This window comes from Pedobacter frigidisoli (assembly GCF_004331675.1).
Lineage (GTDB): Bacteria > Bacteroidota > Bacteroidia > Sphingobacteriales > Sphingobacteriaceae > Pedobacter > Pedobacter frigidisoli.
Window position 1 is genome coordinate 128,426 of record NZ_SJSN01000002.1, and the last position, 16,168, is coordinate 144,593.

Annotated in this window: 3 protein-coding genes (1 of these 3 only partly in view); all 3 read left to right on the forward strand. The window is 44.2% G+C overall.

Going from position 1 to position 16,168, the window contains the following annotated elements; genetic code table 11:
- Tightly spaced (at most 54 nt apart), the 3 genes in view from EZ449_RS03365 to EZ449_RS03375 form a layout consistent with a single transcriptional unit that may run on beyond the window.
- Positions 1-12,801 carry the 3' end of a tandem-95 repeat protein gene (locus EZ449_RS03365; protein WP_131556556.1) on the forward strand. It extends 24,174 nt beyond the left edge of the window, so the window shows 12,801 of its 36,975 coding nt (coding positions 24,175-36,975); the start codon falls outside the window, past its left edge; its stop codon occupies positions 12,799-12,801.
- A gap of 54 nt (positions 12,802-12,855) precedes the next feature.
- Positions 12,856-13,833 (forward strand): PorP/SprF family type IX secretion system membrane protein, encoded by a 978-nt coding sequence (locus tag EZ449_RS03370; RefSeq protein WP_225872215.1) that lies wholly within the window; start codon positions 12,856-12,858, stop codon positions 13,831-13,833.
- A gap of 43 nt (positions 13,834-13,876) precedes the next feature.
- Positions 13,877-15,838, forward strand: coding sequence for an OmpA family protein (locus EZ449_RS03375; RefSeq protein ID WP_131556557.1), 1,962 nt, complete (start codon positions 13,877-13,879; stop codon positions 15,836-15,838).
- The last annotated feature ends 330 nt before the right edge of the window (positions 15,839-16,168 follow it).

Here is a 16,168-nt window from a genome sequence, read left to right on the forward strand (position 1 = left end):
GATACGCAGATTACTTATACATTAGCAGGAACAGCCGCAGAGGGAAGTGATTATCCAACAATCACCACCAAAACAATAACAATTCCAGCGGGCGAAACCAAAGGAACAATCACAATTCCTGTAATTGTTGATGCTGTTGCAGAAAGTATCGAAACGGTTGTTGCTACTTTGGGTACTTCAAACAATCCGGCAATTACGGCTACAAATACACCTGCGAGTATTAATATTCTTGATGCAAATACCGCTAATGTTAGCATTGCGATTAATGCGGCAAGTGTAAACGAGGCGGTTGGTACGGTTACACTCTCAGTAACCTTAAACATTGCTGTTCAAAATAGCTTCACAGTTGATTATACAACCGCGAATGGAACGGCATTGGCTGGCTTAGATTATACAGCAACCAGCGGAACGTTAACATTCCCTGCAAATTCACCTGCGGGAACTGTATTAAATGTTGTTATCCCAATTATAGATGATAACCTGATTGAAAATTCAGAAGCATTTACAGTTGGATTGAGTAACGTAGTTGGTGCAGATGTTGCAATAGGCGTAAGTCCGGCAACGGTAACCATTGCAGATAATGATACTGCAATAGCAACAATTACAGCAGGTACAAATGGTAACGAAAATGGTTTAGTAAGCGGAGTGTTTAACATCGCTTTAACAAAACCATCAGCAACACCAACAACCTTAACATTTACTTTAGGCGGAATAGCTACTGAAAGTGCTGATTACAGTGCCGTGACTAAAACCATCATCATTCCTGCTGGTCAAACTACTGGAACAATAACAATTCCAGTATTGGAAGATCAATTGGCTGAAGGTATTGAAACGGTGATTGCTACTTTAACGAATTCTAGCAATGCAGCTATTTCGGTAAGCAGTACACCAGCATCAATTAATATTATTGATGAAGATGCTGCGACAGTAAGCATTTCTACTACTCCAGTAATTAATGAAAATGCTGGAAATGCAACCTTTACAGTAACATTAAGTAAGGCGGTACAAAATGCATTTACTGTAGATTATGCAACCGCAGATGGAACAGCAACATCAGGTACTGATTACACTGCAACAACCGGAACACTAACATTCCCTGCCAATTCTCCAGCAGGTACAACGTTAACTTTCACCGTTCCAGTAAATGATGATAACATAGTTGAGCCATCAGAAACATTTAGTGCGGTACTTAACAATGTAACTGGTGGAATTGTAACCACAGGAACAACATCAGTTGGAACATCTATTACTGATAATGATGCATCAGTTGCTACAATTACTGCTGGAACAAATGGTAATGAAAGTGGTCCAGCGAATGGAACTTATACAGTTAGTTTAAGTAATCCATCCTCAACAGATACACAAATTACGTTCACTGTTGGTGGTACGGCAACAGAGGGAAGTGACTATACGGCAATTACGAAAACCATCACTATTCCTGCGGGACAAACCACAAGAACAATTACTATACCAGTAGTTGCCGATGGAATCGTAGAGGGAACTGAAACGGTAATCATAACCTTAACAGGTACCGATAATCCAAAAGTAACGGTAAACAGTACGCCATTAAGCATTAATATTCTTGATAATAACGCTGTAACGGCGAGTGTTTCTGTTATTCAAACCAATGTTGATGAAGCTTCGGGTACTGCAACCTTTACGGTAACGCTAAGTGGTGCAGTTCAAGATGCATTTAGTGTAGATTATAAAACAGCAGATGGAACAGCAACAGCAGGTTTAGATTACACAGCAACTAGCGGAACATTAACTTTCCCTGCTGGCTCTGCAGCTGGATCGAGCTTAACTTTCACAGTTCCTATTATCGATGATAACATTGCAGAGCCAAGCGAAACTTTTGATGGACTGCTAACTAAGGTATCTGGAGGATTAGTAACAATTGCTGACGGATCTGCGACAGTAACCATTACCGATAACGATTCGTCTGTTGCAAGCATTGCTGCTGCAACTCAAGGCAACGAGAACGGGCCGATTAGCGGAACATTTACAGTAACCTTAAGCAACCCATCATCTCTGCCAACAGTTATTACTTATACCTTAACTGGTACAGCAACTGAGGGAGCTGATTACAGCACAATCGTAACCAAAACAATTACGATCCCTGCCGGTCAAGTTACTGGTACGATTACCATTCCTGTATTAACTGATGGAATTATTGAGGGAACTGAAACCGTTATTGCTACCTTAACTTTATCTGGTAATCCACTAGTAACGGTAAGTAATACACCAGCAAGTATTAACATTACCAATAACACAGTTGGAACCGTTACTGTAACTGCATCAGCAGATGGAGCTGAGCCGGCAACAGCGGGTGAGTTCACATTTACTTTAAGTAACATATCAACAACTGATACGCAAATTACTTACGCTGTTAACGGAACGGCAACAAGTGGCGCTGATTATACTTCGATAGGAAATACGGTAACTATCCCGGCAGGCCAAACAACTGTTAAAGTATCAGTTCCAGTATTAACAGATAACATTACAGAGGGAACTGAAACAGTAGTAATAACCCTAAATCCTGTAACAAATAATGCTTCAATTACTGCAAGTGCAGTGCCTGCCACAGTAAATATTACTGATCGAGGATCATCAATTGCGACAATAACCGCAGGAGTAGATGGAGCCGAAACAGGTTTAATTAAGGGAACTTTCACGGTAGCATTAAGTAATCCGTCATCAACACCAACTGTTATTACCTACACTTTAGCAGGAACAGCAGTTGAGGGAAGTGATTATAGCACTATCGTAACCAAAACAATAACCATTCCTGCTGGTCAAACCACAGGAACGATTACCATTCCAGTATTGGCAGATGATCTAGTAGAAGGAAATGAAACGGTTATTGCAACGTTAGTTTCTTCAAGCAATTCATTAATAGGCATAAGCAATGTACCATCAACAATTAACATTGTTGATGGTACAGCAGCAACGGTAACCGTAACGGCTACCGCAGATGGAGCCGAACCAACTACCCCAGGTCAATTTACATTCACCTTAAATAAGGTATCTACAACTGATACACAAATTACTTATGCCGTAACTGGTACTGCAACAGGTGGATTAGATTATACCTCAATTGGTACAACGGTAACTATCCCTGCGGGAAGTACAACACTTACAGTATCAGTTCCTGTATTGGATGATGTACTTAATGAGGGTAACGAAACGGTTATTTTAACCATGACTGCGGCTACAAATAATCCATTGATTACAGCATCTACAGTACCAGCAACTGTAAATATTATAGATAATCGTGCTCCAGTTGCAACTGCACCAGCAATCACAACGACAGAGGATCAATCTGTAAACGGAACGATCACTGCAAGTGATGTAGATGGTGATCCGTTAACATTCACGGTAACTACGCCTCCAACAAATGGAACGGTAACGGTTAACCCAGACGGAACCTACACCTACACACCAGCACCGAACTTCAACGGAACGGATGCATTTACGGTAACGGTAAGCGATGGAAAGGGTGGAACAACCACGGTAACAATCAACGTAATGGTAACCCCGGTTAACGATGTGCCAGTTGCAACTTCACCAGCAATCACAACAACGGAAGATCAACCAGCTACAGGTAAAATCACTGCAAGTGATGTAGATGGCGATCCATTAACGTTCACGGTAACTACGCCACCAACAAACGGAACGGTTGTGGTTAACCCAGACGGAACCTACACCTATACGCCAGCACCGAACTTCAACGGAACGGATGTGTTTACGGTAACAGTTAGCGATGGCAAGGGCGGAACAACCACGGTAACGATCAACGTAACGGTAACACCAGCTAACGATGCACCGGTTGCAAGCGCACCAGCAATCACCACGACTGAGGATGTTCCTGTAACAGGAAAAATAACCGCAAGCGATGTAGATGGCGATCCATTGACTTTCACAACCACTACGCCACCAACAAATGGAACGGTAACAGTTAACCCAGATGGAACCTATACCTACACACCAGCACCGAACTTCAACGGAACGGATGCATTTACGGTAACGGTTACCGATGGCAAGGGCGGAACAACAACGGTAACGATCAACGTAACGATAAGCCCGGTTAACGATGCACCAGTTGCTACTGCACCAGCAGTTACTACGAAAGAGGATGCTCCTGTAATAGGAAAGATCACGGCAAGCGATGTAGATGGCGATCCATTGACGTTCACGGTAACTACGCCACCAACAAACGGAACGGTTGTGGTTAACTCAGACGGAACATACACCTATACACCAGCACCGAACTTCAACGGAACGGATGCATTTACGGTAACGGTAAGCGATGGCAAGGGCGGAACAACAACGGTAACGATCAACGTAACGGTAACCCCGGTTAACGATGCACCAGTGGCAACTGCACCAGCAGTTACAACGACTGAGGATGTTCCAGTAACAGGAAAAATAACCGCAAGCGATGTCGATGGCGATCCATTGACTTTCACTACCACTACGCCACCAACAAGTGGAACGGTTGTGGTTAACCCAGACGGAACCTATACCTACACACCAGCACCGAACTTCAACGGAACAGACAGTTTCGTAGTAACGGTAAGTGATGGTAAGGGCGGAACAACAACGGTAACGATCAACGTAACGGTAACGCCGGTTAACGATATACCAGTTGCAAGCGCACCAGCAGTTATAACAACTGAGGATGTTCCTGTAACAGGAAAAATAACCGCAAGCGATGTAGATGGCGATCCATTAACATTTACGGTAACTACGCCTCCGACAAACGGAACGGTTGTGGTTAACCCTGACGGAACATACACCTACACACCAGCACCGAACTTCAACGGAACGGATGCATTTACGGTAACGGTTAGCGATGGCAAGGGCGGAACAACAACGGTAACGATCAACGTAACGATAACTCCGGTTAACGAAACACCAGTTGCAACTGCACCAGCAATCACAACAACGGAAGATCAACCAGCTACAGGTAAAATCACTGCAAGTGATGTAGATGGCGATCCGTTAACATTCACGGTAACTACGCCTCCAACAAATGGAACGGTTGTGGTTAACCCAGATGGAACATACACCTATACACCAGCACCAAACTTCAACGGAACCGACAGTTTCGTAGTAACGGTAAGCGATGGCAAGGGCGGAACAACAACGGTAACGATCAACGTAACGGTAACCCCGGTTAACGATGCACCAGTGGCAACTGCACCAGCAATCACAACAACTGAGGACAAACCAGTAAGTGGAACAATAACCGCAAGCGATGTAGATGGCGATCCATTGACGTTCACGGTAACTACGCCTCCAACAAACGGAACGGTTGTGGTTAATCCAGACGGAACCTACACCTATACACCGGCACCGAACTTCAACGGAACGGACCGTTTCGTAGTAACGGTTAGCGATGGCAAGGGCGGAACCACAACGGTAACAATCAACGTAACGGTAACTCCGGTTAATGATGCACCGGTTGCGACTGCACCAGCGATCACAACAACTGAGGATGTTCCTGTAACAGGAAAAATAACCGCAAGCGATGTAGATGGCGATCCATTGACGTTCACGGTAACTACGCCTCCAACAAGTGGAACGGTAACGGTTAATCCAGACGGAACCTACACCTATACACCGGCACCGAACTTCAACGGAACGGATGCATTTACGGTAACGGTGAGCGATGGCAAGGGCGGAACAACAACGGTAACGATCAACGTAACGGTAACTGCTGTTAACGATGTACCAGTTGCAACCGCACCAGCAATCACAACAACTGAGGATCAACCAGCTACAGGTAAAATCACTGCAAGTGATGTAGATGGCGATCCATTAACGTTTGTGGTAACTACGCCTCCAACAAGTGGAACGGTTGTGGTTAACCCAGACGGAACCTACACCTATACACCAGCACCGAACTTCAACGGAACGGACAGTTTCGTAGTAACGGTTAGCGATGGCAAGGGCGGAACCACAACGGTAACAATCAACGTAACGGTAACCCCGGTTAACGATATACCAGTTGCAACTGCACCAGCGATCACCACGACTGAGGACAAACCAGTAAGCGGAACGATCACGGCAAGCGATGTAGATGGCGATCCATTAACATTCACGGTAACTACGCCTCCAACAAATGGAACGGTAACAGTTAATCCAGATGGAACATACACTTACACACCAGCACCGAACTTCAACGGAACAGACAGTTTCATAGTAACGGTAAGCGATGGCAAGGGCGGAACCACAACGGTAACAATCAACGTAACGGTAACCCCGGTTAACGATATACCAGTTGCAACTGCACCAGCGATCACCACGACTGAGGACAAACCAGTAAGCGGAACGATCACGGCAAGCGATGTAGATGGCGATCCATTAACATTCACGGTAACTACGCCTCCAACAAATGGAACGGTAACAGTTAATCCAGATGGAACATACACTTACACACCAGCACCGAACTTCAACGGAACAGACAGTTTCATTGTAACGGTAAGCGATGGCAAGGGCGGAACCACCACGGTAACGATCAACGTAACGGTAACTGCTGTTAACGATATACCAGTTGCGACCGCACCAGCAATCACAACGACAGAGGATGCTCCTGTAACAGGAAAAATAACCGCAAGTGATGTAGATGGTGATCCATTAACGTTTGTGGTAACTACGCCTCCAACGAGTGGAACGGTTGTGATTAACCCAGACGGAACCTATACCTACACACCAGTACCGAACTTCAACGGAACGGATGCATTCACGGTAACGGTGAGCGATGGCAAGGGCGGAACAACCACGGTAACGATCAACGTAACGGTAACTCCGGTTAACGATATACCAGTTGCAACTGCACCAGCGATCACCACGACAGAGGACAAACCAGTAAGCGGAACGATCACGGCAAGCGATATCGATGGTGATCCATTAACGTACACAACCACTACGCCTCCAACAAACGGAACGGTAACAGTTAACCCTGATGGAACCTATATCTACACACCAACACCGAACTTCAACGGAACGGACAGTTTCGTAGTAACGGTAAGCGATGGCAAGGGTGGAACAACTACGGTAACGATCAACGTAACGGTAACACCGGTTAACGATGCGCCAGTTGCAACTTCACCAGCGATCACAACCACGGAAGATCAACCAGCTACAGGTAAAATCAATGCAAGTGATGTAGATGGCGATCCATTAACATTCACGGTAACTACGCCTCCGACAAATGGAACGGTAACGGTTAATCCAGACGGAACCTACACCTATACACCGGCACCGAACTTCAACGGAACGGATGCATTTACGGTAACAGTGAGTGATGGAAAGGGTGGAACAACCACGGTAACAATCAACGTAACGGTAACGCCGGTTAACGATGTGCCGGTTGCGACCGCACCAGCAGTTACAACGACGGAGGATGTTCCTGTAACAGGAAAAATCACTGCAAGCGATGTAGATGGAGATCCGTTAACATTCACGGTAACTACGCCTCCGACAAATGGAACGGTAACGGTTAACCCAGACGGAACCTACACYTATACACCGGCACCGAACTTCAACGGAACGGATGCATTTACGGTAACAGTGAGTGATGGAAAGGGTGGAACAACCACGGTAACAATCAACGTAACGGTAACTCCGGTTAATGATGCACCAGTTGCAACTACGCCAGTTAACATCACCACAAATAAAAACACACCAGTTAGCGGTGCAATTACTGCAACTGATGTAGATGGTGATCCATTAACATACACCACTACTACACCACCAGCACATGGTACTGTAGTCGTTAACCCTGATGGAACGTATACTTATACGCCAGCCAACAACTACAGTGGAACGGATAGTTTCGTAATCACTGTAAGCGATGGCAAGGGTGGAACAGTTGCCGTAACCATCAATGTAACGATCAACCCAACCAATGTAGCTCCGGTAGCAACTGCACCAGCAGTTACTACATTAGAGGATACAGCGGTTAACGGAACAATCACGGCTACTGATGCGGATGGCGATCCATTAACATTTACAATGGCTACCCAACCTGCTCATGGTACGGTCGTACTTAATGCAAACGGTACATATATTTACACCCCGGCATTAAACTACAATGGTCCAGATGTGTTTACGGTAACGGTAAGCGATGGCAAGGGCGGAACAACAACGGTAACGATCAACGTAACGGTAACCCCAGTTAACGATGCACCAGTTGCTACTGCACCAGCAGTTACTACGACAGAGGATGCTCCTGTAATAGGAAAGATCACGGCAAGCGATATCGATGGCGATCCATTGACGTTCACGATAACTACGCCACCAACAAACGGAACGGTTGTGGTTAACCCAGACGGAACCTATACCTACACACCAGCACCGAACTTCAACGGAACGGATGCATTTACGGTAACGGTTACCGATGGCAAGGGCGGAACAACAACGGTAACGATCAACGTAACGGTAACCCCAGTTAACGATGCACCGGTGGCAACTGAACCAGCAGTTACAACGACTGAGGATGTTCCAGTAACAGGAAAAATAACCGCAAGCGATGTCGATGGCGATCCATTGACTTTCACTACCACTACGCCACCAACAAGTGGAACGGTTGTGGTTAACCCAGACGGAACCTATACCTACACACCAGCACCGAACTTCAACGGAACGGACAGTTTCGTAGTAACGGTAAGCGATGGCAAGGGCGGAACCACCACGGTAACGATCAACGTAACGGTAACCCCAGTTAACGATGCACCGGTGGCAACTGCACCAGCAGTTACAACGACTGAGGATGTTCCAGTAACAGGAAAAATAACCGCAAGCGATGTCGATGGCGATCCATTGACTTTCACTACCACTACGCCACCAACAAGTGGAACGGTTGTGGTTAACCCAGACGGAACCTACACCTACACACCAGCACCGAACTTCAACGGAACGGATGCATTTACGGTAACGGTAAGCGATGGAAAGGGTGGAACAACCACGGTAACAATCAACGTAATGGTAACCCCGGTTAACGATGTGCCAGTTGCAACTTCACCAGCAATCACAACAACGGAAGATCAACCAGCTACAGGTAAAATCACTGTAAGTGATGTAGATGGCGATCCGTTAACATTCACGGTAACTACGCCTCCAACAAATGGAGCGGTTGTGGTTAACCCAGATGGAACATACACTTACACACCGGCACCGAACTTCAACGGAACGGATGCATTTACGGTAACGGTAAGTGATGGCAAGGGCGGAACAACCACGGTAACGATCAACGTAACGGTAACTGCTGTTAACGATATACCAGCTGCAGCTGCACCAGCGATCACCACGACTGAGGACAAACCAGTAAGCGGAACGATCACGGCAAGCGATGTTGATGGCGATCCATTGACGTACACGGTAACTACGCCTCCAACAAATGGAACGGTTGTGGTTAACCCAGACGGAACATACACTTACACACCGGCACCGAACTTCAACGGAACGGATGCATTTACGGTAACGGTTAGCGATGGCAAGGGCGGAACCACAACGGTAACAATCAACGTAACGGTAACCCCAGTTAACGATGCACCGGTGGCAACTGCACCAGCAGTTACAACGACTGAGGATGTTCCTGTAACAGGAAAGATCACGGCAAGCGATATCGATGGCGATCCATTGACTTTCACTACCACTACGCCACCAACAAGTGGAACAGTTGTGGTTAACCCAGACGGAACCTATACCTACACACCAGCACCGAACTTCAACGGAACGGATGTGTTTACGGTAACGGTTAGCGATGGCAAGGGCGGAACAACAACGGTAACGATCAACGTAACGGTAACTCCGGTTAACGATGCACCAGTTGCAACTACCCCAGTTAACATCACTACAAATAAAAACACACCAGTTAGCGGTGCAATTACTGCAACTGATGTAGATGGTGATCCATTAACATACACCACTACTACACCACCAGCACATGGTACAGTAGTCGTTAACCCTGATGGAACGTATACTTATACGCCAGCCAATAACTACAGTGGAACAGATAGTTTCGTAATCACGGTAAGCGATGGCAAGGGTGGAACAGTTGCCGTAACCATCAATGTAACGATCAACCCAACCAATGTGGCTCCAGTAGCAGCTGCACCAGCAGTTACTACACTAGAGGATACTGCGGTAAACGGAACGATCACTGCGACTGATGCAGATGGCGATCCATTAACATTTACAATGGCTACCCAACCTGCTCATGGTACGGTTGTACTTAATGCAAACGGTACATATACTTACACTCCGGCATTAAACTACAATGGTCCAGATGTGTTTACGGTAACGGTGAGCGATGGCAAGGGCGGAACAACCACGGTAACGATCAACGTAACGGTAACCCCGGTTAACGATGCACCAGTTGCAACTACGCCAGTTAACATCACTACAAATAAAAACACACCAGTTAGCGGTGCAATTACTGCAACTGATTCAGATGGTGATCCATTGACATACACGACAACTACACCACCAGCACATGGTACGGTAGTGGTTAATCCTGATGGAACGTATACTTATACTCCGGCCAATAACTACAGTGGAACGGATAGTTTCGTAATCACGGTAAGCGATGGCAAGGGTGGAACAGTTGCCGTAACCATCAATGTAACGATCAACCCAACCAATGTGGCTCCAGTAGCAGCTGCACCAGCAGTTACTACACTAGAGGATACTGCGGTTAACGGAACGATCACGGCTACTGATGCAGATGGCGATCCATTAACATTTACAATGGCTACCCAACCTGCTCATGGTACGGTCGTACTTAATGCAAACGGTACATATATTTACACCCCGGCATTAAACTACAATGGTCCAGATGTGTTTACGGTAACGGTAAGCGATGGCAAGGGCGGAACAACCACGCTAACGATCAACGTAACGGTAACTCCGGTTAACGATGCACCGGTTACGACTGCTCCAGCAATCTCTACCCTACAGGATACGCCGGTAAATGGAAAAATAACGGTAACCGATGTTGACGGTGATACACCAATATTCACGGTAACAACTCAACCAGCACACGGAACTGTTGTGGTAAATGCAGATGGAACTTACACCTATATGCCGACTCTAGGTTATTCTGGTACAGACGTATTTACGGTAACGGTGAGCGATGGCAAGGGTGGAACAACAACGGTAACAATCCCTGTAACCATTACCTTAGTTGCAGCACCTCGAATGAGTTTGACCAAAGTGGCAACAAATACGGTGAGTAAGGCTGGCGATGTAATCAATTACAACATCGTGGTAACCAATACAGGTAATGTCGTTTTAACAAATGTTACAGTATCCGATGCTGGAGCAGATGCAGGATCAATTACTCCAGCAAGTATTGCAACATTGGCACCAGGTACGAGCGTAACCGTAACAGCTAAACACACCATCACATTAACAGAAGTAAATGCAGGTTCATTCAGCAATCAGGCAAGCGCAATAGCGACCACTCCAGGCGGAAGTACATTAAGCAAGCCTAAGTCTGATAACCCTGCAACGCCAGCAGTCGATGATGCAACTGTAACGGCAATTGCTCCAGCTTCGACAATTACCTTGGTTAAAACAGGAACATTAAGTGCCGATGGAAATAGCATTATGTACAACTTCAGTGTTAAAAATACTGGAAATGTAACCTTGCATATTATCACTTTGGTTGATACCAAGCTTGGATTAAATAGAGTGATTCCAGGAACGCTCGCTCCAGGTGCAACGGTAACCGATAGTTATGTTTATCAATTAACACAAGCAGATAAAGATGCGGGTAGCGTTACCAATACGGCAACAATTACAGGTAGAACGCCTAATAATGTAGCAATCGTCGATATCTCTGGAACAGCAGAAAATAATGATACACCGACCGTAACGTTATTCAATGCTAATCCATCGATAACCTTGGTTAAAACTGCAACATTTAGTGGTAACAAAGTAACCTATACTTTCACCATTAAAAATACTGGTCCGGTTACGTTGAATACAATTACATTAACCGATGCAAAATTAGGCTTAACCAACAAAGTAATAACAATTGCAGGCGGTTTAATTCCTGGCGCAACAGTTACCAATGTTGAAGTTTACACCTTAACGCAAGCTGATAAGGATTTAGGAACGGTTACCAACACAGCAACAGTAAATGCCAAAACGGTTGGCGGTACTAATGTGAGTGATGTTTCTGGAACGGCTGATAACAACAATACGCCAACAGTGATCACGTTCCCTAAATCGCCAATTGCTTACGATGATAAGGCGCAAACAAATGCGAATGCTCCTGTTATAATCAAGGTGTTGGATAACGATGATCCTGGAAATTCAACTTTAGATAAGTTGACAGTTGAAATCGTTACGCAACCTAAACATGGTAAAGTTGTGGTAAATGCAGATGGTACAGTAACCTACACTCCAGATCCTGGTTATACAGGCGAGGATTCATTTACTTATCGTGTGAAAGATGCTTACGGTTATTACACCAATGTTGCAACAGCAGTTCTTTCTGCTAACTTCTTAAACATTACGGTTCCAAACTTATTTACACCAAATGGTGATGGAATTAACGATGTTTTCGAAATCCGCGGATTGAACCAATACCAAGCAAACGAGTTGCAGATTATTAACCGTTGGGGTAATGAAGTATTCCACGCAAAAGGTTACCAAAATAACTGGACAGGCGAGGGATTAAATGAAGGTACTTACTACTATTTATTACGTGTTAAAAAGGCAGGTAGTGATGAGTTCGAAGTACTGAAAGGTTACATTACTTTAATCAGGGCATTTAAAAATTAAGATAAGAGGCTTAGGGAAATCGAGATTAAAAAATCGGTTTCCCTTTAAGATATTATGATGATGAAGAAATTAATATTATTAATAGCGGGTTCGTTTTTACTGATGGTTAGGCCGGCATCTGCACAGCAGGATGCCCAATACAGCCAGTACATGTTCAATGGAATCTACATTAACCCGGCCTATGCAGGTTATAAGGAGGTGCTCAATGTGCACAGCTTTTACCGTAGCCAGTGGACGGGGATTACGGGAGCGCCAAAAAGCATGTCGCTTGCGGTAGATGCGATTGCGAACAGTGGAAACGTGGGGCTTGCACTTCAGGTGGCCAGCGATAAACTTGGCGCACAGACCAACCTAAGCATTTATGGTAACTATTCCTATCGGATTAGGATGAACGATGATGGCAGCTCGAGGTTGGCATTGGGTCTTGGCGTGGGCATGGTTCAGCTGGGAATCGATGGTTCGATGTTAAATCCAAACGATCCAGAGCCGAACCAGCCGGTTGGCGTACAAAGTACAATCGTACCCGATGCAAGGGCAGGGGTTTACTTTGCGAATGATAGGTTTTATGCTGGTTTCTCTGCCGATAACTTAATTGCTACTTACATCAATATCGATAAATATGCCTTTATTCCACAGCCAAAGCCACATTATTACCTTACCGCAGGGGCATTAATCCCAATCAATGAGAATTTTCAGGTTAAGCCCTCATTCCTAATTAAGGATGATCGTGGCGGACCAACCAGTTTGGACCTGAACGCATTTTTGATGATCAAGGAATTTTTATGGGTTGGTGGATCTTACAGAACAGGGGTGAAATTGTATGATAAGAGCTATCTGCAGAAAGACCTTACGCCACGCAACTCGGCGGTTGCGGCGATCCAGATCTTTCCATCAGAGAAGTTGCGGATTGGCTACGGTTACGATTTCTCGATAGGCCCATTACAGGGCTACAGCGGTGGAACACATGAGATCTCGATTGCCTATTCGTTTATCAGACCAAATATTAGAATGGCCACACCTCGGGTTTTTTAAATCAATAATTTCTGTACTTTAGATACAATTATCCAAACAAATAATGAAGAAAGTTTTAATAGGTGCCTGCTTTTTAGCATACTGCTTATTTGCATTAAGTTTCTCTGCAAATGCACAATATGTTATAAAAGATGCTGATAAACAATACGAATTGTTTAATTACAGTAAGGCTATAGATTTATATGAGCAAGCCTATAAAAAGAAAGAAAGCTTACATGCTGCAGAGCGCTTAGCTAATGCTTATGCATATACCAATAATTACAAACAAGCAGAAAGCTGGTTTGCCATCGCTTCAAAAATGCCCGAAAGTAAACCAGAAAATATCTTAGGTTATGCTAAAGCATTACAGAACAATTCAAAATACAGTGAGGCAAAAGTGCAGTACCTCAATTATATCGATAAAAAGAAAGATGTTTCTGAAAATCAACAGGCCGTATGGATTGCCTCTTGCGATTCTGCCTTGAAGTGGATGAAATATCCTAAAAAAGTCGAGTTGATTAACCAAAAAGCACTAAATAGTCCACAATCTGATTGGGGCGCCGTTAATTATTTAGGTGGGATAGTTTTTACATCCGATAGGGCAAACTCAGGATTAGAATCAAAAGAAAGTACGCCTTTCCTGAAATTCGATGGTGCAAAAATACCCGATAAAAAAGTTTACGGTTGGACAGGTAACGGTTATTTGAAACTCTATTTCAAGGCATCTCCAGCAGATAGCGTTTTACTTTTTCCCATTAAAGCAGGCACAAAATATCATGTGGGTTCGGCCAGCTTTACTGCAGATGGCAATACCCTGTACTTCACACTAACCCGCATTGCTGATGAGTTGGAACGTTTAAAAAAGCAACCTACAACTGTTAATGTAGAAATTTTTAGCAGTAAAAAAGCTGCCGATGGCACTTGGAGCGAACCGGTTTCATTTGCCTATAACGATGTAAATAAATACTCAGTTGGCGATCCTTTTATTTCTACTGATGGCCAGAGCTTGTATTTTTCTTCTAACATGCCTGGTGGAAAGGGCGGTACCGATATTTACGTTTCTGAAAAAACGAATGCAGGAGAATGGGGCAAACCAGTTAATCTCGAAGAAGCAAATACCCAGGGCAACGAACGTAGTCCTGTTTTCGATGGAAAAAATAACTTCTATTTTTCTAGTGATGGCAGAGTTGGGATGGGTGGATTAGATGTTTTCGAGGCTTTGAGAACGGGTGCTGGGATCGGTCAGATCGAAAATATGGGTTATCCTTTTAACTCTCCTCAAGATGATTTTGGATTTAGCTTGAATGAAAAAGGTGGTATTGTTTACCTTTCCTCCAACCGCGATGGTGGATTAGGAAGCGACGATATTTATTCACTAGATGAGAAAATGATCTTAGCTTTCAAACTCGAAGGTCAGGTATTTAATAAGGCAACCAACCAACCAATTGCGGGCGCTTTAGTAACCTTGGCAAAAGTAAATGGAAGCAGTATAAAAGCAGAAACTGATGATAACGGAAGTTATAAATTTGATTTAGCTAAGGAATCTGAATACAATGTATCAGCAGAGAAAACAAACTATCGCTCTGATGTAGAAAACCTAGCTACTATCGGTTTAACCACATCAGAATTATTAAAGCAAAATCTGTTTTTAGAAACCATTGTACTTAACAAAGCCATCAAGTTAGAAAACATTTATTACGATTTTGACAAATCCAACATCAGACCAGATGCGGCTGTGGAGTTGGATAAATTGGTTAAGATTATGAAAGATAATCCAACCATTTGGATCGAGTTAGGCTCACATACCGATAGTCGTGGTAACGATCAATATAACCAATGGTTATCTCAAAGTAGAGCGAATTCGGCAGTGCAATATATCATCGATCGTGGCATAGAAAAAAATCGCATCTCTGCTAAAGGATATGGAGAAAGTCAGCTTTTAAATAAATGTACTAATGGCGTTAAATGTACAGATGCAGCGCACCAATTAAATAGAAGAACTGAGTTTAAGATTGTGAAACAATAACTTAGACTTAAATGATTAATATAGCCTGAGCAGAAATGTTCGGGCTTTTTTTATGCTGTATATTTCAAAATAAATACAATAGGCTAACCTTTTTTGAAAAGCAAGGTTCTGCACTTCGTCGGTTTCAGCAGTCCCGCCATTCGCTTTACTTCGTTGTTAACCGCAAGGGTTAACACTACGTGCTCGCTGCTGTCAGGTTTAAATAACTTCTTTCATTTAGCTATCTGCGGCAATCATCAAAATCTGCGGGAGAATTCTTCTGCTAACTTTTTTGTTGTAATCATAATTTCTTATTCCTTTTATTAAAATTTTGAATTAGGTTTTAATAAT